Raw genomic sequence first — 25,642 nt, forward strand, 5'->3', positions numbered from 1 at the left:
AACGATTACTGAAATTTTTTACTTGTGTAATAAAGCCTTTCATCACAAAGATTGTTCAATTTTTTAATCGTTTTATTGAAAAAATTCTGATGGATGATTGTGTTTACTGAAAGCGATTTGTATAATAGTACCAATGTGTCATGAAGAGAGGAAACTATTATGAAATTCGAAATCATCGTCAGTTTGGTTGCGACTATGATTTTATCCGCTATCCTGACACCGTTCGTCCGAAAGCTGGCGTTCCGGGTGGGAGCAATCGATAAACCAAATGCAAGAAGAGTGAATAAGGTGCCAATGCCAACAATGGGTGGATTAGCGATTTTTCTCTCCTATACCTTTGCCACTGTCTTCCTGTTAAGGTTTCAAATTCCGACGCGTCAGTTATGGGGCGTGCTGGCTGGTGAATGCGTGATTATTGCCACCGGGATCATCGACGATATCTTCGAACTAAAGCCACGGCAGAAAGTTCTGGGGATTTCCATTGCGGCGTTAGTGGTCTACTTTGCTGCTGGGGTCAAAATGAGTCACCTGACGATTCCCTTCGTTGGGATGGTTTCGCTAGGCTGGCTTAGCCTGCCGATCACCTGGATCTGGATATTAGCGATTACGAATGCCGTGAACCTGATCGATGGCCTGGATGGTCTTGCAACCGGGGTGGGCATCATCGCCTTATCAACGATGGGGATCACCGGGCTGTTTTTCTTGAACGTGGCCAATACCTTTGTGGGCATCAGCATCTTTGCCTTAGTGGCCGCGATGATCGGCTTTTTGCCCTATAATTTTTTCCCTGCGCGAATTTACCTGGGTGATACCGGGTCGCTGTTCATTGGGTTCATGATGTCAGTCTTCTCGCTCTACGGGTTAAAAAATGTCACTTTTATTTCGTTGATCATTCCGGTGGTGATCATGGGGGTACCCATTACGGATACGGTGTATGCAATTCTTCGCAGAATGCTGAATCGGCAGCCAATTTCTCACGCGGATAAACACCATCTGCATCACCGGTTGATGCAAATTGGCTTAACGCATCGGCAAACCGTGTTAGTGATTTACGGGATTGCGTTGATCTTCGCCTTTATTTCGTTGATGTATCCCATTTCACCAACTTGGGGCATCATTTGTTTGACCATCGCCAGTTTGGTGGGATTAGAGTTATTTGTGGAAGCAATCGGGTTAGTTGGTGTTAACCGCCAGCCCTTGTTAAATTGGATCAAGCGGATCGTCAAAGGGACGACTTCAAAAAATTCACATTGAGTTGAGTGAAGCTGTGACAAAACTCGGTAGATTCCAGAATTTAACCCCAAAAGTGCTTGTTCCGGCGAACTTTGTCGGGACAAGCACTTTTGGGGTTAAATGGCCGGAATCTGAGTTTTGGCACGCGATTAGACTACATTGAAGTATTGAATAAATAGACATTTTTTTGCTATCTTCAGTTAAGAAGTCAGTTGAAATATTGACCAATATCGACTTAAGTCACAAATTTTTTTTAGTCGGTTAAATTTAGTGGTCAGTCTTTGGCAGTGTCAGCATCCGGATAAACCGGAACGTCAACTTCATGGTAGTGTTCATCACTGGCTTTGATCGTGACCTGCCCAGAAAGCAGGTTCATGATGTTGGTCTGAACTTGATCAACTAGGGCTAAATCAGCTGCGATAGTCACCTGAACGTCGCTACCATAGTCGGTGTTGACCACGTTGATTTGCTGCTGTTCAAGGTGGTAGTTTAATTTTTCGTAGTTGGCATAGGAGACGGTGAGGATGAGATCTTGCTGCAGCACTTTTTTGACTAAACCAACTTGTTCAATGGCCCGTGATGTTGAGTTGCTATACGCCCGAATCAGACCGCCGGCGCCCAACTTGGTACCGCCAAAGTAACGGGTGACCACGGCAACCACATCGTGCAGTGCCATCCGTTTTAAAACTTCTAGGATGGGCACGCCAGCGGTCCCAGAAGGTTCACCGTCGTCGCTTTCCCGTTGAATCTCGTCGTGTTCACCAAGCATGTAAGCAAAGCAGTTATGGTTGGCTTTGGGATTGGCTTGGCGGACTGATTCAATAAACACATCAGCAGTCTCTTTAGTAGTCGCTCGTTGCACGCTGCAGATAAAGCGTGATTTTTTAATTTCCAGCTCATGGGAACCGCTGGCCTTGATCGTTAAATAATTTTTTGACATCAGTTTATTACTCCATTTCTTGCGTAGTTATCTTGATAAGAGGTGAGGATGATGCAAGCAACCCAGTTATTTGGTCGGCAATTATTGGCCGACACAATGCCGAACGTCGCTGAATGGCAGCCCAAACTATTACGTCGGCCAGCGATGACCTTGACGGCGCAGTGGGCAATCTGTCAGCGCTGCGGTCAACGAACGGTGAAACAAACGGTTCAACTGCCGCGGAATAATTACTATTGCCCGCACTGTTTTCAGTTAGGCCGGGTGACGTCTGATCAGTGGCTCTGGTCGTTGCCAGAGCCCAACCAGTTTGCTAAGTTAGTTAAGCTGGACCGGCCAGCTGACGCCTGCTCAGGCTGCTTGCAGTCAAGAAATCAGTGCAATTTTTGCTGCTGGTCAGACCCATTTACTGTGGGCAGTGACCGGCGCCGGCAAAACCGAAATGCTGTTTAACGGAATTGAGCAGGCGTTAATGAAGGGACTGCGAGTCGCCATTGCCTCTCCTAGAGTGGACGTCTGTTTAGAATTAGCGCCACGTCTACAAGCCGCGTTTGCCAGCATCCCGCAAATTGTTTTGTATGGTGAGATGCCAGGTTCATATGACTATCGTCAGCTCACAATTTGCACCACTCACCAGCTACTTCGATTTTACCATGCTTTTGACGTTCTCGTGATCGATGAAGTCGACGCTTTCCCGTTTGCTGCTGATCCGGGCTTGGCCTTTGCGGCTGAGCGGGCGAAAAAACTGACTGGCGCGTTGCTGTATCTGACCGCGACACCCAGTAAAGAACTGCAGCGACAAGAACGGCAGCAAAAAATTTCGGTCAGTTACTTGCCCGCGCGGTATCATGGGCACCCACTGCCGGAAATCCAGCTAAAATTAACTAACCAATGGCGCCGTTCACTACAGAAAAAACGTCTGCCAGGCGCAGTTAAAAGAACACTCAACCGAATCGTTACCAATCAAAGACGATTCTTGATTTTTGTACCGCACGTTAAAGACTTAGCTGCTTTGGCGGCTGCTTTAACCCAGAATTTTCCAGCGCTAAAGTTGGCTACCGTTCATGCCAGTGACCCAGAACGCCACGCCAAGGTTCAACGGATGCGAGACGGCGAGCTGGATTGCTTAGTGACCACCACGATCTTGGAACGGGGCGTGACCTTTGCCAACATTGACGTGATCGTGCTGGGCGCGGATGATGGGGTGTTCTCGACGGCAGCATTAGTCCAGATCGCGGGTCGAGCTGGCAGAAAAGCAACTTATCCCACGGGGTTAGTCCAATTCTTTGCTGATAGTCAGACGCAGCCGATTAAAGAAGCCCGTCGGCAAATTCGATTTGTTAACCGAAAAGCACGACGAGAGGGTCTGTTAGGGGGACGTGATCATGACTGAATGTATCCTGTGTCACCGTGATCAGCTGCGGCAGCCAACCCTGTGGCAGCTGTTAAATTTTCGGCCATTGGAAAACAGCCCGTTATGTCAGACCTGCTTAAATGGTTTCGAAGCAATTCCAACTGACCAGTCGTGCACGGGGTGCGGTCGGTTATGGCCGAATCAGCTCTGCAGCGACTGTGTGCGCTGGCAGGGGCTGCCGGAATTTAAAAACCGGGCGCTTTATCAATATAATGACCTGTTGAAGCAATTTATGTCACAGTATAAATTTTATGGGGATTACCGGTTACGGGCAGTATTTCAAGCGCAATTCTGTCAGGCGGTAAGCCAGGTTAACGCTGACCTGGTGATCCCAATTCCCATCAATCAAGCCACTGAACGTCAGCGCGGGTTTAATCAGGTAGCGGGATTCTTGGAGCAGCTCAAAACAACGGACGGACTCAAGACTTTGGAACGCGATAAACGACAGCCGCAATCGGCAAAAAATCGCCAACAGCGTCTGCAGACGAAACAGCCATTTACGCTTAATTTAGACCGTGAAAAATTTAATAAAAAACGCATTTTGATCGTGGACGATATTTATACGACTGGCCGGACCATTCGCCACGCTGCTAAACTGCTGTTAGACGCTGGTGCCAGTGAGGTTACGGGGCTTACTTTAGCCCACGGATAAAATATTAATGACCAGAATAATGCGGTTCTCAGCCGTAAACTATTGTGTATTGTAGCGCTTTCTATTATAATTAAGCTATAAACAAAACAAACATTTAAGCGGTGGTTTCAGGTAGGCTTAAATTAACTTTTGTTTGTTGTGGAAGGGAGAGAAGTTCTATGCTCACATTCAATATTCGTGGTGAAAACATTGAGGTCACTCAGGCAATCAGGGATTACGTGCAAAAGCGGATCAGCAAGCTTGAGAAGTATTTTGAGCAAAGCGTTGATTCAACTGCTCATGTTAATCTGAAGGTGTACCAAAACAAGGATTCAAAGGTGGAAGTTACGATTCCGCTACCTTATTTAACCTTACGAGCAGAAGAGACGTCCCCAGATCTGTATGCAAGTATTGATTTGGTTACGGATAAGCTAGAGCGTCAGATCCGCAAATACAAGACAAAGGTCAACCGTAAGTCCCGTGAAAAGGGCTTCAAGAATCTTGAATTTACACCAGAAGCTGCTGACAACGAAGATACTGATGACAGTAAGAAGTTAGAAGTTGTTCGGACGAAGCGGCTTTCATTAAAACCAATGGACAATGAAGAAGCAATTCTGCAGATGGATATGCTGGGGCACGACTTCTTTATCTATGAAGATGCTGATACCGATGCCGTTAACATTGTCTATCGTCGTAACGATGGACGTTATGGCTTGATTGAAGCCGGCGATTAATTATAATTGAAACTAATTGTGAAGGGATCGAAGCCGTTTTATGAGGGCTGCGGTCCCTTTGTATTCTCCCTGTAAAGCGGCTGTCACCATTTTTTAAAAAATATAACCAGTGAATCAGTTTTAAAACTGACGTATAAATGTTAGACTAATGATTGGTATGCAATCAAATGAATGATAATAATTGAGAACACATTAACAGAAGGGAATCAAGAATGGCTAACTTTTTACGACGCTGGGTCGAAAGTGATAAACGTGAACTTCGACGAATCAGCAAAATAGCAGATAAAGTTAACGACTACTCTAAACAGTACGAAAATTTATCTGATGACGAATTAAAAGCAAAAACACCAGAATTTCAAAAACGGTATCAAGATGGGGAAACCCTAGATGACTTACTACCAGAAGCCTTTGCGGTTGCTCGTGAAGGTGCCAAGCGGGTGCTTGGTTTATACCCATTCCATGTGCAAATCATGGGTGGCATCGTGCTTCATGAAGGTAACATTGCCGAAATGAAGACTGGTGAAGGTAAGACCTTGACAGCCACAATGCCAGTTTACTTAAACGCATTGTCTGGTAAAGGGGTTCACGTTGTGACGGTTAACGAATACCTGTCATCTCGTGACGCTTCTGAAATGGGTGAACTTTATAATTGGCTGGGCTTAAGTGTTGGCCTGAACTTAACTGAAAAGTCACCTGAAGAAAAGCGGGCGGCTTATAATGCTGACATCACCTATTCCACTAACGCTGAAATCGGGTTTGATTATCTGCGTGACAACATGGTGGTCTATAAGGAAGACATGGTTCAGCGACCATTAAACTTTGCCATTGTCGATGAAGTGGATTCGATCCTGATCGATGAAGCCCGGACACCACTGATCATTTCTGGTCAATCTGAAGGGACTTCACAGCTGTATCAACGAACTGACCGATTTGCCAAGACCTTGCATGAAGATACTGATTTTAAGATCGATCTGGAATCTAAGAGTGTGTCCTTAACTGAAGGCGGCATCGCTAAAGCTGAAAAATACTTTAACCTTAAGAACCTTTACGATACTGACAACACTGCTTTGACCCACCATTTGGATCAAGCCTTACGGGCGAACTTCATTATGCTTCGCGATAAGGACTACGTGGTTTCTGACGGCGAAGTTTTGATCGTTGATTCATTTACTGGTCGTGTCATGGAAGGCCGTCGTTATTCTGACGGACTGCATCAAGCGATTGAAGCCAAAGAGGGCGTGGATATTCAAGAAGAATCCAAGACCATGGCCAACATCACTTACCAAAACATGTTCCGGATGTACGATAAGCTGGCTGGTATGACGGGGACTGCCCGGACGGAAATTGAAGAATTCCGTGAAATTTACAACATGGAAGTTATTTCTGTGCCAACCAACAAGCCGGTTATTCGAATCGATGAACCAGACGTGCTGTACCCAACTTTGGAAGCTAAATTTAACGCGGTTGCTGACCGCATTAAAGAGTTGCATGAAAAGGGTCAGCCAATCTTAGTTGGGACGGTTGCGGTCGAAACGTCTGAATATATCTCACAACTGCTAGATAAAGAGAATATTCCGCACGTTGTTTTGAACGCGAAAAACCATGCCAAGGAAGCCGATATCATTATGAATGCCGGTCAACGTGGTGCGGTTACGATTGCCACCAACATGGCCGGTCGTGGGACTGATATCAAGCTGGGACCCGGTGTTCGTGAATTAGGCGGACTCGTGGTACTGGGGACTGAACGACATGAATCACGACGAATCGATAATCAACTGCGTGGCCGTTCTGGCCGTCAAGGTGATCCTGGTTTGACTCAGTTCTACCTGTCACTTGAAGATGACCTGCTTCGTCGGTTCGGGACTGACCGGGTCAAGGCCTTCCTTGAACGGATGAACGTTGAAGGCGACGATGCCGTGATCAAGAGTAAAATGATCAGCCGTCAAGTTGAATCAGCACAAAAGCGGGTTGAAGGTAACAACTATGATTCTCGTAAGAACGTGCTGCAGTACGATGATGTTATGCGGGCTCAGCGTGAAGTGATCTACGGGCAACGTAATGACGTTATCGATGAAGAAAAGTCATTAAAATGGGTCATTACACCAATGTTTGACCGGACGATCGATCGGGTGGTCAACTTGCATACGCAAGGTGAACAAAAGGATTGGGATCTGAGTACGATCCTAGACTTTGCGATTTCCGCCTTGGTCAGCCCTGATAAAGTTAAGTTAGACGACTTTAAGAATAAGGATGCTGATCAGATCAAGGAATTGCTGAAGAGTTTGGCTGAAGGTGTTTATGAAGAAAAGCAAAAGCAGCTTTACGATCCAGCACAAATGCTTGAATTTGAAAAAGTGGTTATTCTGCGAGTGGTTGACTCTCATTGGACCGATCACATTGACGTCATGGATCAACTGCGGACCTCAATTGGGTTACGTGGTTACGGTCAATTGAACCCCTTAGTTGAATATCAACAAGATGGTTACCGGATGTTTGAAGAAATGATTGCCGACATCGACTATGATGCAACTCGGCTGTTCATGAAGTCCGAAATTCGTCAAAATATTAAGCGTTAATCAACTGAAAAATCTGTATGGCTCTGGTCATGCGGATTTTTAGTATCTAGAGAAAATGATAGCTTATGTGTTATTGCGTGTTGCTTTAGCACATGAAGCGTGGAGGTCATAATATGGAATTAAGCGATATTAAACACGATATAAAAGCCATGACAAGTGAAATCGATGGCTTTGGGAGGTCACTTTGACTTAGATGCCTTGAATGAAAGTATTTCAATCAATGAGTCTAAGATGGCTGAACCGGGTTTCTGGGATAATCAACCCAGAGCTCAGAAGCTGATCGATGAGACGAATCAGCTGAAAGCCAAGTCAGAATCATATCAGAGCTTAAAAGATCAGCTAGATGACGTTTCGGTGGCGGTTGAGCTACTGGAGGAGGGACCGGATGCGGATGTGCAAGATGAGCTAGAAGAAAATCTAGCAACGCTTAAGAAAAATCTGCATCAATACCGGCTGAACCTCTTGTTAAACGGACCGTATGATGCGAACAACGCCATTTTGGAAATTCATCCCGGCGCTGGCGGGACTGAATCGCAGGACTGGGGGTCAATGCTGCTTCGAATGTATACGCGTTGGGCTGAACAGCACGGTTTTACCGTTGAGACGCTGGATTATCAAGCCGGTGAAGTTGCTGGAATCAGTTCCGTGACGATTCTAATTTCGGGACATAATGCTTACGGGTATCTGCGTTCGGAGAAGGGCGTTCACCGGTTAGTCCGGATTTCACCATTTGATTCGGCTGGGCGGCGTCACACCTCGTTTGCGTCAGTTGATGTGCTGCCGGAACTAGACGAGTTTGTGAATATTGAGATCAATCCAGCTGACTTAAAGGTGGACGTCTACCGTGCCAGCGGTGCTGGTGGCCAACACGTTAACAAAACGTCGTCAGCGGTTCGAATTACTCATGAGCCCACCGGTATCGTGGTGGCCAGCCAAGCGCAGCGTTCCCAGCTGCAAAACCGGCAAACGGCCATGAATATGCTGAAAGCGAAATTGTACGAACGTGAAGAGGAGAAGAAGGCGGCTAAGAAGGCAGCCATTGAAGGCGAACAGCTTGATATTGGCTGGGGTTCTCAGATTCGTTCCTACGTTTTCCACCCCTACACCATGGTGAAAGATCACCGGACCAATTACGAGACCGGTAATGGTCAAGCAGTGATGGACGGCGATCTCGATCCGTTTATTAACGCTTATTTACAGTATCAGTTAGAGCAAGCTAACCCTGATTGATGACGAAAAACGTCTAACCCATTCTTTATAAGAGTTGTTAGGCGCTTTTCTTTACAGTCTAAATAGTTAACGCCCTATACCATAACTGCTATATAACTTTTAAACCGGACTTTCACGCTAAGAAAACGGTTGTAGTAGGTTTATGCTATACTGCTTTTAGAAACAGATAATGAAAATGCAGGTGTTGATAATGACAATTGGATTATTGATATTAAGTTTAGTGGCTCAACCGGTTTGGTGGGCTGGCTTAATTCGTGAGTGGTGGATAGCTGATAAACGGATCAAGCGGGAACGATTAACCTTTGGCAGTGCCGTTTATTCTGATAAATATGAAGTTCGGCATTTTGTGCTATACAGTGTTTTCCTGGGACTGATTTTTTCAATCGTCTCGTTTGTTTTGGGCATGACTGTGCCTATCAGCTGGTGGGTTTGTTACACCGTTTTGGCGTTGATTGCGATGATTATCGGTCTGGGGGCGCGACTTCCAATGACCCTTTTTGTCGGATCCGTGGTATTGTATGACTGGTTCAGTAAACTTGATATGAACCAGCAACTCATGTCTGGGATGCGGCAATTAGATTTTTCCGGTAAGGCAGTTAATCTGGCTGATTTCGTGATTTTATTTGCAGCGGTTTTGTGCTTGCTTGGTTTTTGGCTGCACAAGATCGGAGGCCGCTTTGCTTCACCCAAAATTTTTGCGCAGAAGCGCGGTAAACTCATTGTGGGTTATCCCTTTAACGAACTGCTAGTGGTCCCAATGCTGGTCTTAGTGCCAGGGAACTTTATCAGCACGCATTTAGCATTCTGGCCAGTTTTGTCATTTGGGTCGACCAGTGTCACGCCACTATTTTTACCATTACTGATTGGTTTGCATCTGACAATTTTCAAACAAGCGCCGAAAACGGCTTTCAAGAAATTAGCCAAAATGATTCTGATACTGAGCGTCTTGGTACTGATTGGCGGCGGTCTATCGCTATTGAGTAAGTCCGTGGCCGCGATTGTACTGGGATTAGCGTATGTCTGCTATATTGGCTGTTTAATTAAAGCACGCTGGCATGACCGGCGGCAGTCGTTTTGGTTTTCTAAAGTTGACCACGGTGTCCGGGTGTTAGGCATCAAGCCAGAAACGCCGGCCGCCAAGATGGATATCCAAGTTGGTGATATTATTACGACTTGCAACCAGCAGCCAGTATCTTCGGAAACTAATTTTTACGAAGCTTTATTGTTAGACCCAACGTATTGTCACCTTAAGATTCAGACGCCAGAAGGTGATCTGAAAGTTACCGAAACCGCCATTTTTGACGGTGCCCCGCATGAGATTGGAATTGTCATGTTCAAAGATTAGGAGGGCCTTATGCAAAGAGTCTTAGTTGTTGATGACGAACCGGCAATCGTAACGCTGTTAACTTATAATTTGGAAAAGGCTAATTTTGAAGTGGACTCGGCGGTTAACGGACCTGATGCGGCCTCGTTAGCGGTTAAGAAGCACTATGACGCGATTTTGTTAGATTTGATGCTGCCAGGTATGGATGGTGTGGAAGTCACAAAAAAACTGCGACAGGAAAAAATTGACACACCGATTTTGATGATTACAGCTAAGACGGATGAATTTGATAAGGTATTTGGACTTGAACTGGGGGCGGATGATTACATTACCAAACCCTTCAGTCCCAGAGAAGTATTAGCACGGCTAAAGGCGGTTTTACGGCGAACACAAAGTAATGCTGGTGGTGAAAACGGCTTTGATGAAAATCAGCAGCTGCACATTGGCAATATTTTGATCGATCAATCGACCGTGAGTGTGACGGTTGACGGCCGTAAAGTTAAGTTGACCCCCAAGGAATTTGAACTCCTAGTTTACCTTGTAAAACGGCCTAATCAGGTCCTCAAGCGCGATCAGATGCTGGAAGGCGTCTGGGGATTCGATTACGCCGGCCAGACGCGGATGGTGGATATTCATATCTCGCATTTGCGGGATAAGATTGAGGTTGACCCCAAGCACCCCGTTTATTTAAAGACGGTTCGGGGCTTTGGCTATCGCTTTGAGGCACCACAACATGATTAAACGGATGGGTTTAGAGTATCTGATAACGAGTGTCACTAACCTGGTGGTCTTTATCCTGGTTGTCCGGTTACTAATTAGCTCAGGGCAGGTTGCAAGTGTGATGACGCGGCTGATCATCTTAGATTTAGTCGTGTCAGCCATTGAAGTGGGTATCTTTAACTGGGCGTTTCGAAAGCGGCAGCAGCCCGTTACCGCGATGAAACACAAGGTTGAAGGCATGCTAAAAGATGAAGAACCGGCCCATATTTTACTGCATAAAGATAACGATTATTACGGCTTAGCCATGGCCATTAATCAGCTGCAGACGCATCAGCAAAAGGCATTACGCAACCATGCCCAGCAGAGTGAAGAATTAAGGCTGCTCTTGGCGTACCTGCCGATTGGGGTCATGGTGATCGATAACTATCGTAAAGTTGAAATGGCCAATTCAGCCATGGCGGAATTTTTACAAACGGAGATCAGCCCCAGGCGGCATCCCTATACGCAGGATATTCATCAGTTCGAACTGGTTTCTTTGATCGGCCAAGTTTTTAGCACCAAAAAATCCAAACGTCAAGTGATCACCTTGCCCGGGGTACCAGCGGAAAAGCGGGTCGAAGTCTCGGTCATCTACACGTCAACTTCTGAAGATTTTTTTCAAATTTTGGTTTTGCTGTATGATGTGACGGAAATTTACGCGGTTGAAAAAATGCAACTGGACTTCTTATCCAATGCTTCTCACGAACTCAAAACACCAGTGACAGCCATTGCCGGTTTTGCTGAAACGTTGCAAGACGGCGCTAAGGATGATCCGGAAACGTTAAATCAATTTTTAGACATTATTCAAAAGGAAAGTAAGCGGCTAACGGAATTGATTACAGATGTGCTATCGATCTCGCGGATCGAGTCACAATCAATTTCGCAGCAAAAAATGGCTGGCCTGGATATTTCTGAACTCGTTGACGAACAGATCAGCACGTTACAGCAGATCGCGGCGATGAAGCACGTGACACTGCATAATCAGGTGCCGGCAGGTCAGAATCAGCAATCGGATGAAAAGAAACTCGTTGAAATCATCAAAAATTTAATGTCGAACGCAATCAAGTACAATCGTGACGGCGGTTCAGTCACGGTCACTTATGCGGCGACAGCCAATGATTGGACCTTGAAAGTGGCTGATACTGGAATCGGCATTGCGCAAAACGAACAGGCCAGAATTTTTGAACGGTTCTACCGAGTGGATAGTTCGCGAACCAATCAGGTGGTTAGCGGTACGGGCTTAGGCTTGGCCATTGTGTTGGAATTGGTCCAGTCACTGCAGGGCCAAATATCAGTTGAAAGTCAGCGGGGTGTCGGCAGTATTTTTACCGTTACATTCCCAATTAAATCGTAATAAGCAGATTATTTTGTAGGATCCTAGATATTCAGGTCATTGAATATGTGGGGTCCTTTTTGTCTAAAATTAGATTGGTATAGGTAAAAACAACGAATGTTTACATAACCTTTACAAAGATATGTACATTACATTTACAATGTCTCGATATACTGATTTTGAAAGATGAAATGGGGGCTTGAACATGCAAAAGAAGCGGTGGATTGAATGCCTGCTGCTGGTTGGCTTGGTTATTTTAGGCGGCTGGGCCTACCAGACTAGGCAAGTTAATAAGGCTAATATGACAATTACCGCGGTCGGCTCCACCGCTTTGCAGCCACTGGTAGAAGCAGCTGGGGAAGATTATGCCAATCATCATCTGGGCACGTTTATCAACGTTCAGGGTGGCGGTTCTGGTACGGGATTGAGCCAGGTTCAGGAAGGAGCGGTTGATATTGGCAATGCCGACGTCTTTGCTGAAGAGCAAAAGGGCATTGTCGCTTCTCGATTGCAAGATCATCGCGTAGCCGTTGTGGGAATCACGCCCATTGTCAATCACTCGACGGGAATTACCCGGTTAACAACAGACCAGCTGATTGCGGTGTTTACCGGAAAGGTACGCAATTGGTCTCAGGTGGGTGGCAAAGATCAAAAAATTGTCATCTTAAACCGGGCTCAAGGCAGTGGAACGCGTACGACATTTGAACGCTTTGGGTTGAAAGGTCAGCGCAGTATCGCCGCACAGGAACAGGATTCTTCCGGGATGGTTCGGCAGATCGTCGCGACTACTCCAGGCGCAATTAGTTATGTTGGCTTCTCCTACGTTGATAAAACGGTTCAAGCAGTTAGCTTAAATGGGATTCAGCCGACGAATCAAAACGTGGCTGATAACCAGTGGCCCATCTGGTCTTACGAGCATATGTACACGGGGCGCAATCCGCAGCCATTAGCCAAAGAATTTATTCAGTACGTGCAATCGAATGCAATTCAAAATACGCTGGTTCGGCGGTTAGGCTATATCAGTATGGCGGATATGAAGGTTACCCGTGATGGGCAAGGAGAAGTGCACCGAGTGGAGGCTGATCATGAATAATAACTTACAAAAACAGCTTCTTAAACGGTCTAAAGCGGCTAAGCTGGAACGGCTGGGGAAAACGGTCAGCTTTCTAGCCTTGATGCTGATCACACTTACCGTTTTTGCAATTATCATTTTTGTGGCTTCTAAGGGGCTGTCCACCTTTTTTACCAACCACGTTAATTGGATTGATTTTTTAACGGGTAAGAATTGGAACCCCAACGTGACGAATGCCAAGGGTCAGCCTGAAGTGGGCGCCTTACCCATGATCAGCGGGTCGTTTGTGGTGACGATCTTGTCAGCACTATTGGCAACGCCCTTTGCGATTGGAACGGCGATCTTTATGAATGAAATTTCACCGCATCGGGGCGCCAAATTATTACAGCCAGTGATTGAGCTGCTGGTAGGGATTCCTTCAGTAGTCTATGGCTTTATTGGGCTGACAGTTGTCGTACCAGCTGTTCGCAGTGTCTTTGGCGGCAGCGGGTTTGGTATCTTAGCGGGGACGTTTGTGCTGTTCGTCATGATCCTGCCAACAGTCACTTCCATGAGTGTTGACGCCTTACGTTCAGTACCGCGGTACTACCGCGAGGCTGCTTTGGCGTTGGGGGCCACCCAGTGGCAAACGATTTATAAGGTGGTTTTAAGAGCCGCAACGCCAGGGATGCTGACCGCCATTGTGTTTGGAATGGCTCGGGCCTTCGGTGAAGCGTTAGCGGTACAGATGGTGATCGGTAACGCGGCTTTAATGCCAACGAGTCTGGTTTCACCGGCGTCAACGCTGACATCTGTACTGACTACCGGTATTGGCAACACGGTGATGGGGTCACTGCAAAATAACGCACTGTGGTCGTTAGCGTTAGTTCTGCTGGTCATGTCGCTCATCTTTAACCTCGTGATCCGCATGATTGGTCGGAAGGGGGCAATGTCGAAATGAACCCGAAATTAAGTAATCGCGTGGCAATTACGGTGCTTTACGTCATTGCCAGTACCATTGTGGTGATCTTAGCAGCGCTATTAGGGTACATCATCATTAGTGGCCTACCGGCATTGAGCTGGCATTTTCTGACTTCGCCAGCCAGAGCTTTCACTAGTGGTGGCGGTATCGGCATCCAGTTGTTTAATTCGTTTTATCTGTTAATTTTAACCATGCTGATTTCCTTTCCAATCGCGTTAGGGGCCGGCATCTATTTAAACGAATACGCTAAACAAAATTGGGTGACGTCATTAGTTAGGACAGCCATTGAAATTTTAAGTTCGCTGCCATCGGTGGTGGTCGGACTCTTCGGTTTCTTGATCTTCGTGGTCCAGTTTGGGTTTGGTTTTTCGATCCTGTCCGGAGCGTTTGCCCTGACGTTCTTTAACCTACCGTTACTGACACGCAGCATTGAGGAAGCACTGGCAGCCGTTCCCGATGAACAGCGTGAAGGCGGCCTGGCACTGGGCCTTTCAAAATGGGAAACGGTGCTCCACATTATTGTGCCGGCCGCGTTGCCCACTATTTTAACCGGGGTGATCTTGAGTGCCGGCCGTATTTTTGGGGAAGCTGCCGCCTTGATCTTCACTGCTGGGCAAAGCGCACCAGCCCTGAACTTTACCGACTGGAATCCGTTTAACATTGCGAGTCCATTGAACCCGATGCGGCCTGCAGAAACTCTAGCCGTTCACATCTGGAAAATTAACTCAGAAGGGATCATGCCCGACGCGAAGGCGATTTCTTCCGGGTCGTCTGCCGTGTTGGTCATCTCGGTTCTGGCCTTTAATTTATTGGCCCGGTTCGTTGGTCACCGACTATTTAAACGGTTAACAGCGGGTTAGGATACAATGAATATTATTAGGAGGTATGGAAAATGCTAATTAATCCTTCAAGCCCGCATTCAGACGACGGGTGGCTGGCACGCAACATTGTCGATCCCAGTCTAAAAATTTCAGAACCAATCGTGCTGGAAACCAAGCAGCTGCACGTTTACTATGGTGACAACGAAGCTATCCATGAAGCTGACCTCAAATTTCTGGAACATCAAATTTCGGCACTGATCGGGCCATCTGGTTCTGGAAAATCGACCTTTTTAAGATCACTGAACCGGATGAACGACGGGGTTGCCCGGGTAACGGGGGAAATCCTCTATCGCGGTGTTGATGTGAACCGCTCAGAAATTGATGTTTACGAAATGCGTCGACGAATCGGGATGGTCTTTCAGCGTCCCAACCCGTTTCCCAAATCAATTTATGACAACATTACTTTCGCTTTGAAGCGGCGTGGTATTACCGATAAGCAGACGTTAGATGAGGCGGTAGAGACCAGCTTAAAACAGGCCGCACTCTGGGATGAAGTTAAGGACCAGCTGAAAAAAAGTGCCTTAGCGCTCTCAGGCGGTCAGCAGCAGCGGTTATGTATTGCCCGGGCACTGGCCGTTAAGCCGGATATTTTACTGTTAGATGAGCCAGCTAGCGCGCTGGATCCGGTTTCTACCAGCAAATTAGAGGAAACCCTGCTGCAGTTAAAAAACGACTACACCATTATTATTGTGACCCATAATATGCAGCAGGCTGCCCGGATCAGCGACTACACCGCGTTCTTTAACATGGGGTGGGCACTTGAATATGACGAAACGTCACAAATTTTTACGAGCCCTCAAGTCCAATTGACGAATAACTACGTTGCTGGGGACTTTGGCTAGGAGGCTGCCATGACTAAACTATTAGAAATCCATGATCTGCACGTTTACTACGGTCAAAAAGAAGCCCTCAAAGGCGTTGACCTTTCGTTTGACGAGGGCGGGATCACGGCTTTGATCGGGCCTTCTGGTTCCAGTAAGTCGACGTATCTCAGAACCCTAAACCGCATGAACGATTTAATTCCCGATGTCACCATTACGGGGACAATCAAATTCCGTGGTCAGGATATCTACGCGCCCCAGACTGATCTGGTGACTTTACGCAAAGAGATCGGCATGGTCTTTCAGCAGCCTAACCCGTTTCCCTTTTCAATTTACGATAACGTGATTTTCGGGCTGAAGTTAGCCGGTGAGAAGGATCATGAACGGCTAGACCAAGTCGTCGAGACCAGTTTGAAGCAGGCAGCTGTTTGGGATGAAGTGAAAGATCACCTGCATGAAAGCGCGCTGTCGCTGTCGGGCGGCCAGCAGCAGCGGGTCTGCATTGCACGGGTACTGGCCGTTTCACCGCAGATCATCTTACTGGATGAACCGACTAGTGCGCTAGACCCAATTTCTAGTAGCCAAATTGAAGCGACTTTGTTAAAATTAAGAACCGATTACACCATTATTACCGTGACCCATAATTTACAGCAGGCCTCGCGAATTTCGGATCGCACAGCTTTCTTTATGGACGGTGAAGTAATCGAAGTTGATGACACGAAGAAGATCTTTATGAATCCTGCGCATAAGCAGACTGAAGACTACATTAGCGGTCGGTTTGGATAAGCCTGAGGAGGTTACCAATGAGACGTTTATTTGATGAAGAACTAGATGAACTTGACAATGGGTTTACCGAAATGGGCATCTTGGTCAGCAACGTGGTGCAGCAGTCGGTAGCTGCTTTTATTGATCATGACCGGGAAGCTGCCCAGACCATTATTGACCATGACCACGATATCAATGAACGCGAGATTCAGTTGGAAACGAAATCCTTTGAGATCATTGCCCTGTATCAACCCGTGACTTCTGATTTAAGAGAAGTCGTGACCATTTTAAAAGCCGTTTCGGACCTCGAACGGGCTGGTGATCATGCCCGTAATATTGCGCACGCCACCATTGAAGTGAAGGGCAATACACGGGTAGCGGAGATTGAGACCCAGCTTGCTGAAATGGGACACCTCACCACCGACATGGTGAAACAGGCGATTCAGGCCTACGTTGATAAGGATGAAGAAGCGGCTAAGGCGTTAGTAACGGTGAATGATCAGCTGGTGGACTACCGGGATCAGATCATGCGGGATAGCTACCGTGAAATTACCACGGATGCCGATGTCGTAGTGGCCGCGATGAACTACAACAACGTCGCGGCTGACCTTGTACGGATCGCCGATTATTTAACCAACGTCGGTGAATGGATCGTTTATCTAAAAACGGGTCAAATTGTTGAATTAAAGTTAATGAAGTGATATATGTTAAACAAGCTGTGACAAAACTCGGTAGATTCCAGAATTTAACCCCAATAATGCTTGTTTCGGCGAACTTTGTCGGGACAAGCATTATTGGGGTTAAATGGCCGGAATCTGAGTTTTGGCACGCGATTAGACTATATTGAAGTATTGAATAAATAGCTATTTCCTTGCTATCTTCAGTTAAGAAGTCAGTTGAAATACTTACCAATGTAGACTCAAGTCGTAGCCACTTTTATGGTTTTTACACCGTTAATTTAGGTTGCGCTAATTAAGGTAAAAACCGCATTAAAGTAATGTTGAATTGTCCATATCCCATGGAGCAGGTATAATGATTCTAGTAGTGACTATCCAGTTACTCGTTTATCATGATTGAAGGTTGCAGAACAGTTCACTTATTTAATAAGTAGTAACTAGAAATGAGGTGATTTTTTGATGAATAGCAAACGACGGCTTACACGTTCGTCAAACCGAATATTAACTGGTGTCCTGGGGGGCTTAGCTGAGTATTTTGGCATTAATAAGACCTTGGTACGGGTCATTTATGTGGTTCTATCGATTTTTCCCGGGCGGATTTTATTTGGCTTACTCGTTTATCTACTGCTCACCGTATTGATCCCAGAAGATTCTGGTACCAAACACCACACGACTTTTTGGGGTTCCGGACAGCAGTCACGTTCGCGAAAAGAACTCCATGATGTTACTGAAGAAGATACTGACAAAAAGTGAGTTGCAGACTATGAAATTTTGGGTTCGAATTTTAATCAACGCAGTGTTATTTATGGCATTAGCTGGCTTTTTAAGCACCAGCTTTTACGTTGCCAGTCCGTGGATCGCGTTATTAGCGAGTTTTGTTTTATCAGTGTTAGACGCATTGGTAAAACCGGTGCTGCAAGTCTTGTCACTACCCATTACCGTGGTGACGCTGGGGTTATTCAGCATCGTGATCAACGGGGCAATGCTTCAGCTGACGTCGATACTAATTGGTCATGACTTTCATTTCAGTTCATTTGGAACGGCGCTGTTAGTAGCCGTTTTGATGTCGCTGTGTAACGCCGTCATTTCCAATTACGTCGGTCACGGTCATAAGTAGCGTTAAAAATTGATAATCACCTCCGTATTTCTCATGAGAACCAGATTTGGAAAGAAGGGCGAGCCACTACTGGCTGGTGTTAGCTAAAATGGTTTCTGATGAGAATGATGTTTAAACGGAGTATAAAATCCCCGTTGGCTAACCGGGAAACTAAAGTGACAGCGCTTTAGTTCATGCACATCGTGTACCAGTAGTGGTCAATAATTTGGCAGAAAGTGTAACAGTTGCAGAATTAGTTAAAAATATTCGGCTAGATGTTCTTTACGGCGATGATTTCTTAGCCGACCGGAAGATCTCGACCAGTGATATTTCACGGCCAGGGCTTGAATTAACGGGTTACTTTAACTACTACCCGGCTAAACGGATTCAGCTATTGGGGATTACTGAGACTTCCTTTGCGAAGGGCATGAGTCATGATGATCTCCTAAAAGTCATGCGGCAGATGTGCCAGCCCGAAACGCCAGCATTTGTGATCTCAACGCAGCTTGAACCGCCGGAAGAACTGCTTCAGGCGGCCAAGGAAACCAATATCCCGATTCTGGGCACTAAAATGACGACTTCTAGAGTTTTGAGTAACATGACCAACTATCTGGAAGGTAAATTGGCTGAACGGCAGTCACTGCATGGTGTTTTAGTTGATATCTACGGTGTCGGGGTCTTAATTACTGGTGACTCCGGTGTTGGTAAGAGTGAAACTGCGCTGGAACTGGTTAAGCGTGGCCACCGGCTGATTGCTGATGACCGGGTGGAAGTCTACCAGCAAGATGAACAGACCTTAATTGGTGAAGCACCCGCGATTTTGTCACATCTACTGGAAATTCGTGGTATTGGGATCATCGATGTGATGAACTTATTTGGTGCCGGTGCGGTTCGTAGTGCAACCGACATTGAACTGATCGTCCACCTGGAAGCGTGGACTCGGGATAAGAAGTTTGATCGTCTAGGCAATAATTCAGAAACCCAAAAGATCTTTGACGTTGAGATTCCTAAAATTTCGATTCCAGTTAAAACCGGTCGGAATTTGGCCATTATCATTGAAGCTGCGGCCATGAACTTCCGGGCCCGTTCAATGGGTTATGATGCAACCAAAGTGTTTGATCAGAATTTAAACCGGCTGATCAAGAAAAATTCCAACCAGAAATAAATATTAATAATAAGTGAAAGTTAAGAGGTGGCATCCTTGCAGGGAATTCTCGCAGCACTAAATCCCATTGCGTTTCATCTGGGACCGATTCAAGTTCATTGGTATGGCGTCATTATTGCTAGTGCGGTTATAATTGCGGTGACGCTGGCCGTTCGTGAAGGCGGTCGCCGAAACGTTTTAGCCGATGATATCTACGACATGATTTTATGGGCGCTACCCGCGGCCATTATTGCGGCTCGAATCTACTACGTGGCGTTTGAATGGCCCTATTATTCCCAGCATCCGGCAGAAATCATTCGTATCTGGGACGGTGGAATTGCCGTCTACGGATCATTGATTGGAGCCGGCATCGTGGTCTTCTTCTTTTGCCGGTCACGCTTTATTCCGGTTTGGCTAATGCTCGATATTGCCGCGCCAACGGTGATTATGGCGCAAGGCATTGGCCGCTGGGGTAATTTTATGAACCAGGAAGCGTTTGGCCAGATCACTAGTTTAAGCTTTCTTCAAGGGCTCCATTTACCGCATTTCATCATCACTCAGATGCTGATCAACGGGGCGTACCGCCAGCCGACCTTTTTGTATGAGTCGACTTGGGATATTCTAGGCTTTATTGTCCTGATGAGCTTACGGCATCGGCCGGGGCTGTTTAAACAGGGCGAGGTGTTTTTAAGCTATGTCATCTGGTATTCGTTTGGCCGTTTCTTTATTGAAGGGATGCGAACGGATAGTTTAATGCTGTTTAACACGATTCGAATATCACAGCTGTTATCCGTGATATTGTTTATTGGTGCAATTGGACTCATGATTTACCGTCGCCGGCTTGGTACAAGGATTCCCATGTATCTGGACGGTAATCCGTTTTCAAAAAAGGCCCAGCAGGCTAAAAACTAAGGAGAAATTACTATGTCTGAAAAAATTGCTGTATTAGGTGCAGGTTCTTGGGGCAGTATCTTGGCTAATCTATTGGATGAAAATGGCAATGAGGTGTCACTTTGGTCATACAATCCAAAACAAGTCAAAGAGCTTAACGAAAAGCACACTAATACGCATTATATGAAAGATTTTACGTATTCTGAAACCCTTATAGCCTATTCAGATTTAAAACAGGCGCTGACGGGTGCAACCACCGTGCTGTTCGTTGTGCCAACCAAAGCCGTTCGTTCTGTGGCGGGCGATGTTAAAAAAGTCCTCGAAGAATTGCAGACAAAGCCTCAAATAATTCATGCCAGCAAAGGGATCGAACAAGGAACTTATAAACGGGTCTCAGAGATTTTAGCAGAGGAGATTCCAGCTGAACTTAGAAAATCGATCACGGTGCTATCAGGACCAAGTCATGCTGAAGACGTTGCTAAGCGCGACATTACGCTGGTGACTGCGGCCAGCACGGATGCGGACGCTGCTAAACACGTTCAGCAGCTGTTTATGAACCGTTATTTCCGGGTCTACACCAACAGCGATGTGATCGGCGTGGAAATTGCGGCTGCTCTGAAAAACATCATTGCGCTGGGCACTGGTGCCTTAAACGGATTAGGCTACGGCGATAACGCTAAAGCGGCTTTAATGACCCGTGGACTAGCTGAAATTTCACGGCTGGGTGCGTCATTTGGTGCTAACCCGCAGACCTTTACTGGATTAGCGGGTGTCGGTGACATTATCGTGACCGGGACCAGTGAAAATTCCCGTAACTACCGGGCCGGTGACGAATTAGGTAAGGGTCAGAGCCTGCAAGAAGTGATTGATACCATGGGCATGGTCATCGAAGGGGTCGCCACGACTAAGGCCGCTTATGAATTAGCTAAGCAGCGCGGCGTTGAGATGCCGATTACCGGTGCTATCTACCAAGTCCTCTATGAGGGTAAAGACATTCGCACCGCCATTTCTGACTTAATGATGCGTGAAGGCCGTTCCGAATTTTAACGTGCGATTCTGCTGGCAGTCGAATTACTCGACAAACTTACAAAAAGATAGTAAACTAAAAATCGTCGAAAAATTACAGTAAGCAATTAAATTAATCAGTGTCGCACGTGTTGCGCTGAAAGGGGAAGTTGTATGGCTAAACAGTATGATGTGATTGTAATTGGTGCAGGTCCTGGCGGGATGACCGCTGCGCTCTATGCATCCCGTGCCAACTTATCCGTACTCATGTTAGACCGCGGAATCTATGGCGGTCAGATGAATAACACCGCAGCAATTGAGAATTATCCTGGTTTTTCATCAGTGATGGGACCTGATTTAGCGGAAGATATGTATAAGGGATCAACTCAGTTTGGCGCTGAGTATGCTTATGGCAGTGTGGAATCCGTTGAGGACCATGGTGCTACTAAGGTTGTGACCACTGATACGGAAACTTATGAAACCAAGGCCGTGGTCATTGCGACTGGTTCTGAATACCGTAAATTAGGGGTTCCTGGTGAAGAAACTTATGGTGGCCGTGGGGTTTCGTACTGCGCGGTTTGTGACGGGGCCTTCTTTAAGGGCCGCGAAGTGATCGTGGTCGGCGGTGGTGATTCCGCCGTTGAAGAGGGGCTTTACCTCACGCAATTAGCTTCTAAGGTTACGGTGATCCATCGTCGCGATCAATTGCGGGCACAAAAGGTCATTCAGGACCGGGCGTTTGCTAACGAAAAGATGAACTTTGTCTGGAACAGCAACGTTGAAGAAATTCTCGGTGACGACAAAAAAGTAACCGGCGTGAAAGTTAAGAACAACCAGACTGGTGAAGAAACAACGATCGATGCCAGCGGGGTCTTCATTTACGTTGGCATCTTACCTAAGACTGAGCAGTTTACTAACCTTGGGATTACCGATAAAACGGGCTGGATCGAAGCTAACGACCATATGGAAACTAAAGTCCCCGGTATTTTTGCGATTGGTGATGTCCGGGTCAAAGACCTGCGTCAAATTACGACGGCGGTCGGTGACGGCGGTATCGCTGGTCAACAGGTATTTAAGTATATCGAATCATTAGCTGACAATGGTGCAGCTGTTAAGTAACTGAAATCGGTCATAAAATGATAAAAAAGATGCTGTGATTTAAGTCTATATTGGTAAATATTTTCAACTGAATTCTTAACTGAAGATGGCAAGAAAATGTCTATTTGTTCAATACTTCAATATAGTCTAATCGCGCGCCAAAACTCAGATTCCGGCCATATAAATCAAACAAGGTCAATTCCAGCAAAATTCGCCGGAATTGGCCTTGTTTAATTTATATTCTGGAATCTACCGAGTTTTGTCACAGCTTCTTTTTGTTGCGTTAAACGATATAATAAAGTCAAACTGTAAACTAAAAAGGGGATACAATTATGCAGACACTTGCTAAACAACTCGCTAACCAGCTTTCGTACGATGTTCGGGAGCTGACACATGACGATGAAGACCAGATCTATCAGTTACAAAAACAGCAGCAAGACTACTTTGATCTATTTTTGGACCATCAGCTGACCAAACGGGAAGCCGTTGCTGATCTAGATGAGGTTGCCAGTGAAGCCACCGCTGATCAGAAACATTATTTAGGACTGTTTAAGGCTGATAAGTTAGTTGCAACAATCGATTTAACCATTGACTATCCGGCACCCCAATTAGTTTGGTTAGGGCAATTCTTTGTGGATGACACCAGTATCTCGGCGAGTGAACGTCAGCAGATCCTCAACCAAGTTTTAGCGACATTGAAAAAGTTGACCGCCGTGCAGGTACAATTACTGGTGCTCAAAGCAGACCAAGATAGTCAGCAATTTTATACTCAGGCGCAATTTGAACCAGTCAGCGAAACGCGAACGAAAGCCGGTTCGGTGTTCATGGATGCGGTGATTTATCAAAAGACGCTATAGGCCATTTTAACGTTAAAAGGCTGTTATATCAGCCTTTAGATGACCGTTGACAAAGCCTAATACTTTTGTTGGCGAAAATATGTTCGCTATGTTAGAATAGACGAACGCATGTGGGAAGGCAGCTGCTTTCCTGCTTTTAACGTGTACTGAAATTAAGGGGGTATTCCATTTATGATTGAACGGCAGGAAGATCGTCAGTTTGACCTAGTTTCAAAGTATCAGCCAACAGGTGATCAGCCTGAAGCCATCAAGGAATTGACGTCAGGCATTGAACAGGGCAAGAAAGCTCAGGTACTGTTAGGCGCGACTGGGACTGGGAAAACTTTTACTATTTCCAACGTGATCAAAAACGTGAATAAGCCAACGCTGATCTTGTCTCATAACAAGACGCTGGCTGGCCAACTTTATGGTGAATTTAAGGAATTCTTCCCCAACAACGCGGTGGAGTATTTTGTCAGTTACTATGACTATTACCAACCGGAAGCGTACGTGCCATCCAGTGATACGTACATTGAAAAGGATTCTTCAATTAATGATGAAATTGATAAGCTGCGGCATTCCGCAACCAGTTCGTTACTGGAACGCAACGATGTGATCGTGGTGGCGTCAGTATCATCGATCTTTGGTTTAGGGGACCCCACCGAATATAAGAACCACACAGTGTCCCTGCGTGTCGGCCAGCAAATTGAACGCAATGACCTGATGCGTAAGCTGGTGGATATTCAATTCGAACGTAACGATATTGATTTTCAGCGTGGTCGTTTCCGGGTTCACGGCGATGTAGTGGAAATCTTCCCGGCTTCTCATGATGAAAAGGCCCTGCGAGTCGAATTCTTTGGTGATGAGATCGACCGGATCCGTGAAGTGGATGCCTTAACGGGTGAAATTGTTGGTGACCGCGATCACGTGGCCATTTTCCCGGCAACCCACTTTATGACTAACGATGATATCATGGACCGTGCGATTTCTGGCATTGAAGCTGAATTAAAGGACCGCCTAGCCCACTTTGAAAAAGAGGGTAAACTACTGGAGGCTCAGCGGCTTAAACAACGGACCACTTACGATATTGAAATGCTGCGGGAAATGGGGTACACCAACGGGATCGAAAACTATTCGCGCTTTATGGATGGCCGTAAACCCGGTGAACCACCGTACACACTGCTAGATTTCTTCCCGAAAGATTTCCTGCTCGTGGTGGACGAATCCCATGTCACCATGCCGCAGGTTCGCGGGATGTATAATGGTGACCGCTCCCGGAAGCAGCAGTTGATCGACTACGGGTTCCGGCTGCCAAGTGCGCTGGATAACCGGCCGTTAAAACTAGATGAATTTGAAAAACACATTAACCAAGTGGTTTATATGTCGGCGACGCCCGGTGACTATGAGATGGACCAGACAAATACGGTGGTTCAGCAGATCATTCGGCCAACTGGGCTGCTGGATCCAACGGTTGAAGTGCGGCCAATCATGGGGCAAATGGATGACCTGGTTGGTGAGATCAATAAGCGCATCGATGCTAACGAACGGGTCTTTGTCACCACGTTAACTAAGAAAATGGCTGAAGATCTCAGTGATTATCTCAAGGATCTGGGCATTAAAGTGGCTTATCTGCACAGTGATATTAAAACGCTGGAACGGACCCAGATCATCCGTGATCTACGGTTGGGCAAGTACGATGTGCTGGTCGGCATCAACTTGTTACGTGAAGGTATTGACGTGCCAGAAGTTTCCTTAGTTGCTATTTTGGATGCCGATAAGGAAGGCTTCCTGCGTAACGAACGGTCCCTGATTCAAACCATGGGCCGGGCCGCGCGGAACGTTCATGGTGCGGTGATTATGTACGCTGATACGGTGACGGATTCCATGAAAAAAGCCATGGACGAAACTGCCCGGCGGCGGAAGATTCAAACGGCTTATAATAAGGAACATCATATTACACCGAAGACGATCAAGAAGGATATTCGTGATCTGATCAGTGTGACTAAGCCGGATAAGAATGCCGGTAAGAAGGATGACTTTGTTGAAACTGACTTTGAATCCATGACACTGGAACAGCAAAAAGACATGATCAAACGGCTCGAAGACGAAATGCGCAGTGCAGCTAAGAAACTCGATTTCGAACACGCCGCAACGTTGCGTGATACCGTACTGGAATTAAAGGCTGAATTAGATAATTAAGTGAGTAATGAGGGGGAGATTGTTT

General features: G+C 46.3%; 23 protein-coding genes and 1 pseudogene. 23 read left to right on the top strand and 1 reads right to left on the bottom strand.

Annotated elements, in window-relative coordinates; all coding sequences use genetic code 11:
* Positions 1–159: 159 nt before the first annotated feature.
* Positions 160–1,254, top strand: a complete 1,095-nt coding sequence (locus CES79_RS04690; RefSeq protein WP_089136468.1) for a glycosyltransferase family 4 protein — start codon at positions 160–162, stop codon at positions 1,252–1,254.
* Between the two features lie 253 nt (positions 1,255–1,507).
* On the opposite strand, the gene CES79_RS04695 is transcribed toward CES79_RS04690, so the two are convergent.
* A complete protein-coding gene (locus CES79_RS04695) occupies positions 1,508–2,173 on the bottom strand; it encodes a YigZ family protein (protein WP_089136469.1) in 666 nt (221 codons plus the stop codon).
* Positions 2,174–2,224: 51 nt separating this feature from the next.
* Here CES79_RS04695 and CES79_RS04700 point away from each other — a divergent pair.
* From CES79_RS04700 to uvrB, 22 genes and pseudogenes are all read left to right on the top strand, one after another.
* Positions 2,225–3,563: pseudogene (locus tag CES79_RS04700) on the top strand (ATP-dependent helicase ComFA).
* Positions 3,556–4,236, top strand: coding sequence for a ComF family protein (locus CES79_RS04705; RefSeq protein ID WP_089136470.1), 681 nt, complete (start codon positions 3,556–3,558; stop codon positions 4,234–4,236). Before CES79_RS04700 ends, CES79_RS04705 begins: the two are co-directional and overlap by 8 nt.
* 158 nt (positions 4,237–4,394) lie before the next feature.
* Entirely contained in the window at positions 4,395–4,949 is a 555-nt protein-coding gene (gene hpf / locus CES79_RS04710; RefSeq protein ID WP_054654163.1) for a ribosome hibernation-promoting factor, HPF/YfiA family, read from the top strand.
* A gap of 212 nt (positions 4,950–5,161) precedes the next feature.
* Positions 5,162–7,525 (top strand): preprotein translocase subunit SecA, encoded by a 2,364-nt coding sequence (gene secA / locus CES79_RS04715; protein ID WP_089136471.1) that lies wholly within the window; start codon positions 5,162–5,164, stop codon positions 7,523–7,525.
* A gap of 113 nt (positions 7,526–7,638) precedes the next feature.
* Positions 7,639–8,755, top strand: a protein-coding gene (prfB, locus tag CES79_RS04720; RefSeq protein ID WP_133286372.1) for a peptide chain release factor 2 whose coding sequence is annotated in 2 segments (ribosomal slippage) — positions 7,639–7,698 and positions 7,700–8,755 — 1,116 coding nt in all. Because the reading frame shifts where the segments join, the coding sequence is not laid out codon by codon here.
* 190 nt (positions 8,756–8,945) lie between these two features.
* Positions 8,946–10,100, top strand: coding sequence for a PDZ domain-containing protein (locus CES79_RS04725; protein WP_089136472.1), 1,155 nt, complete (start codon positions 8,946–8,948; stop codon positions 10,098–10,100).
* 9 nt (positions 10,101–10,109) lie between these two features.
* Complete coding sequence (locus tag CES79_RS04730; protein ID WP_089136473.1) at positions 10,110–10,820, top strand: response regulator transcription factor; 711 nt, start codon at positions 10,110–10,112, stop codon at positions 10,818–10,820.
* On the top strand, positions 10,813–12,192 hold the full coding sequence (pnpS, locus tag CES79_RS04735; protein WP_089136474.1) for a two-component system histidine kinase PnpS: 1,380 nt from the start codon (positions 10,813–10,815) through the stop codon (positions 12,190–12,192). Before CES79_RS04730 ends, pnpS begins: the two co-directional genes overlap by 8 nt.
* A 184-nt stretch (positions 12,193–12,376) precedes the next feature.
* Complete coding sequence (locus CES79_RS04740) at positions 12,377–13,264, top strand: phosphate ABC transporter substrate-binding protein PstS family protein (RefSeq protein ID WP_089136475.1); 888 nt, start codon at positions 12,377–12,379, stop codon at positions 13,262–13,264.
* Complete coding sequence (gene pstC, locus CES79_RS04745; RefSeq protein WP_170173512.1) at positions 13,257–14,183, top strand: phosphate ABC transporter permease subunit PstC; 927 nt, start codon at positions 13,257–13,259, stop codon at positions 14,181–14,183. Before CES79_RS04740 ends, pstC begins: the two co-directional genes overlap by 8 nt.
* The gene (pstA, locus tag CES79_RS04750) at positions 14,180–15,064 is read left to right on the top strand and encodes a phosphate ABC transporter permease PstA (RefSeq protein WP_054654159.1); all 885 of its coding nucleotides are present in this window, start codon (positions 14,180–14,182) and stop codon (positions 15,062–15,064) included. The genes pstC and pstA overlap by 4 nt, the downstream gene beginning before the upstream one ends.
* Before the next feature lie 32 nt (positions 15,065–15,096).
* Complete coding sequence (pstB, locus tag CES79_RS04755; protein WP_089136476.1) at positions 15,097–15,927, top strand: phosphate ABC transporter ATP-binding protein PstB; 831 nt, start codon at positions 15,097–15,099, stop codon at positions 15,925–15,927.
* Between the two features lie 9 nt (positions 15,928–15,936).
* On the top strand, positions 15,937–16,692 hold the full coding sequence (pstB, locus tag CES79_RS04760) for a phosphate ABC transporter ATP-binding protein PstB (protein WP_054654158.1): 756 nt from the start codon (positions 15,937–15,939) through the stop codon (positions 16,690–16,692).
* A gap of 17 nt (positions 16,693–16,709) precedes the next feature.
* Positions 16,710–17,372 (top strand): phosphate signaling complex protein PhoU, encoded by a 663-nt coding sequence (phoU, locus tag CES79_RS04765; RefSeq protein ID WP_054654157.1) that lies wholly within the window; start codon positions 16,710–16,712, stop codon positions 17,370–17,372.
* A gap of 435 nt (positions 17,373–17,807) precedes the next feature.
* Positions 17,808–18,101 carry a PspC domain-containing protein gene (locus CES79_RS04770; protein WP_089136477.1) on the top strand — a complete coding sequence of 98 codons (294 nt, stop codon included), beginning with the start codon at positions 17,808–17,810 and terminating at the stop codon, positions 18,099–18,101.
* Positions 18,102–18,111: 10 nt separating this feature from the next.
* Positions 18,112–18,465: a phage holin family protein gene (locus CES79_RS04775; protein WP_054654155.1), complete on the top strand. Its 354-nt coding sequence runs from the start codon at positions 18,112–18,114 to the stop codon at positions 18,463–18,465.
* 205 nt (positions 18,466–18,670) lie between these two features.
* Positions 18,671–19,609, top strand: a complete 939-nt coding sequence (gene hprK, locus CES79_RS04780) for an HPr(Ser) kinase/phosphatase (RefSeq protein ID WP_054654154.1) — start codon at positions 18,671–18,673, stop codon at positions 19,607–19,609.
* Positions 19,610–19,645: 36 nt separating this feature from the next.
* Entirely contained in the window at positions 19,646–20,500 is an 855-nt protein-coding gene (gene lgt, locus CES79_RS04785; protein ID WP_089136478.1) for a prolipoprotein diacylglyceryl transferase, read from the top strand.
* A gap of 12 nt (positions 20,501–20,512) precedes the next feature.
* Positions 20,513–21,526, top strand: coding sequence for an NAD(P)H-dependent glycerol-3-phosphate dehydrogenase (locus CES79_RS04790; RefSeq protein ID WP_089136479.1), 1,014 nt, complete (start codon positions 20,513–20,515; stop codon positions 21,524–21,526).
* Between the two features lie 132 nt (positions 21,527–21,658).
* Complete coding sequence (gene trxB / locus CES79_RS04795) at positions 21,659–22,603, top strand: thioredoxin-disulfide reductase (protein ID WP_089136480.1); 945 nt, start codon at positions 21,659–21,661, stop codon at positions 22,601–22,603.
* Positions 22,604–22,914: 311 nt separating this feature from the next.
* Positions 22,915–23,439, top strand: coding sequence for a hypothetical protein (locus tag CES79_RS04800; RefSeq protein WP_054654153.1), 525 nt, complete (start codon positions 22,915–22,917; stop codon positions 23,437–23,439).
* A gap of 171 nt (positions 23,440–23,610) precedes the next feature.
* The gene (gene uvrB, locus CES79_RS04805; RefSeq protein ID WP_089136481.1) at positions 23,611–25,617 is read left to right on the top strand and encodes an excinuclease ABC subunit UvrB; all 2,007 of its coding nucleotides are present in this window, start codon (positions 23,611–23,613) and stop codon (positions 25,615–25,617) included.
* Positions 25,618–25,642 lie beyond the last annotated feature (25 nt).

The organism is Secundilactobacillus silagei JCM 19001 (genome assembly GCF_002217945.1).
Lineage (GTDB): Bacteria > Bacillota > Bacilli > Lactobacillales > Lactobacillaceae > Secundilactobacillus > Secundilactobacillus silagei.

Excerpts from the sequence above, each read along its gene's own strand:
- CES79_RS04690 (WP_089136468.1), top strand. The coding sequence starts at position 160 with ATGAAATTCGAAATCATCGTCAGTTTGGTTGCGACTATGATTTTATCC.
- CES79_RS04695 (WP_089136469.1), bottom strand. The coding sequence starts at position 2,173 with ATGTCAAAAAATTATTTAACGATCAAGGCCAGCGGTTCCCATGAGCTG.
- CES79_RS04705 (WP_089136470.1), top strand. The coding sequence starts at position 3,556 with ATGACTGAATGTATCCTGTGTCACCGTGATCAGCTGCGGCAGCCAACC.
- hpf (WP_054654163.1), top strand. The coding sequence starts at position 4,395 with ATGCTCACATTCAATATTCGTGGTGAAAACATTGAGGTCACTCAGGCA.
- secA (WP_089136471.1), top strand. The coding sequence starts at position 5,162 with ATGGCTAACTTTTTACGACGCTGGGTCGAAAGTGATAAACGTGAACTT.
- CES79_RS04725 (WP_089136472.1), top strand. The coding sequence starts at position 8,946 with ATGACAATTGGATTATTGATATTAAGTTTAGTGGCTCAACCGGTTTGG.
- CES79_RS04730 (WP_089136473.1), top strand. The coding sequence starts at position 10,110 with ATGCAAAGAGTCTTAGTTGTTGATGACGAACCGGCAATCGTAACGCTG.
- pnpS (WP_089136474.1), top strand. The coding sequence starts at position 10,813 with ATGATTAAACGGATGGGTTTAGAGTATCTGATAACGAGTGTCACTAAC.
- CES79_RS04740 (WP_089136475.1), top strand. The coding sequence starts at position 12,377 with ATGCAAAAGAAGCGGTGGATTGAATGCCTGCTGCTGGTTGGCTTGGTT.
- pstC (WP_170173512.1), top strand. The coding sequence starts at position 13,257 with ATGAATAATAACTTACAAAAACAGCTTCTTAAACGGTCTAAAGCGGCT.
- pstA (WP_054654159.1), top strand. The coding sequence starts at position 14,180 with ATGAACCCGAAATTAAGTAATCGCGTGGCAATTACGGTGCTTTACGTC.
- pstB (WP_089136476.1), top strand. The coding sequence starts at position 15,097 with ATGCTAATTAATCCTTCAAGCCCGCATTCAGACGACGGGTGGCTGGCA.
- pstB (WP_054654158.1), top strand. The coding sequence starts at position 15,937 with ATGACTAAACTATTAGAAATCCATGATCTGCACGTTTACTACGGTCAA.
- phoU (WP_054654157.1), top strand. The coding sequence starts at position 16,710 with ATGAGACGTTTATTTGATGAAGAACTAGATGAACTTGACAATGGGTTT.
- CES79_RS04770 (WP_089136477.1), top strand. The coding sequence starts at position 17,808 with ATGAATAGCAAACGACGGCTTACACGTTCGTCAAACCGAATATTAACT.
- CES79_RS04775 (WP_054654155.1), top strand. The coding sequence starts at position 18,112 with ATGAAATTTTGGGTTCGAATTTTAATCAACGCAGTGTTATTTATGGCA.
- CES79_RS04790 (WP_089136479.1), top strand. The coding sequence starts at position 20,513 with ATGTCTGAAAAAATTGCTGTATTAGGTGCAGGTTCTTGGGGCAGTATC.
- trxB (WP_089136480.1), top strand. The coding sequence starts at position 21,659 with ATGGCTAAACAGTATGATGTGATTGTAATTGGTGCAGGTCCTGGCGGG.
- CES79_RS04800 (WP_054654153.1), top strand. The coding sequence starts at position 22,915 with ATGCAGACACTTGCTAAACAACTCGCTAACCAGCTTTCGTACGATGTT.
- uvrB (WP_089136481.1), top strand. The coding sequence starts at position 23,611 with ATGATTGAACGGCAGGAAGATCGTCAGTTTGACCTAGTTTCAAAGTAT.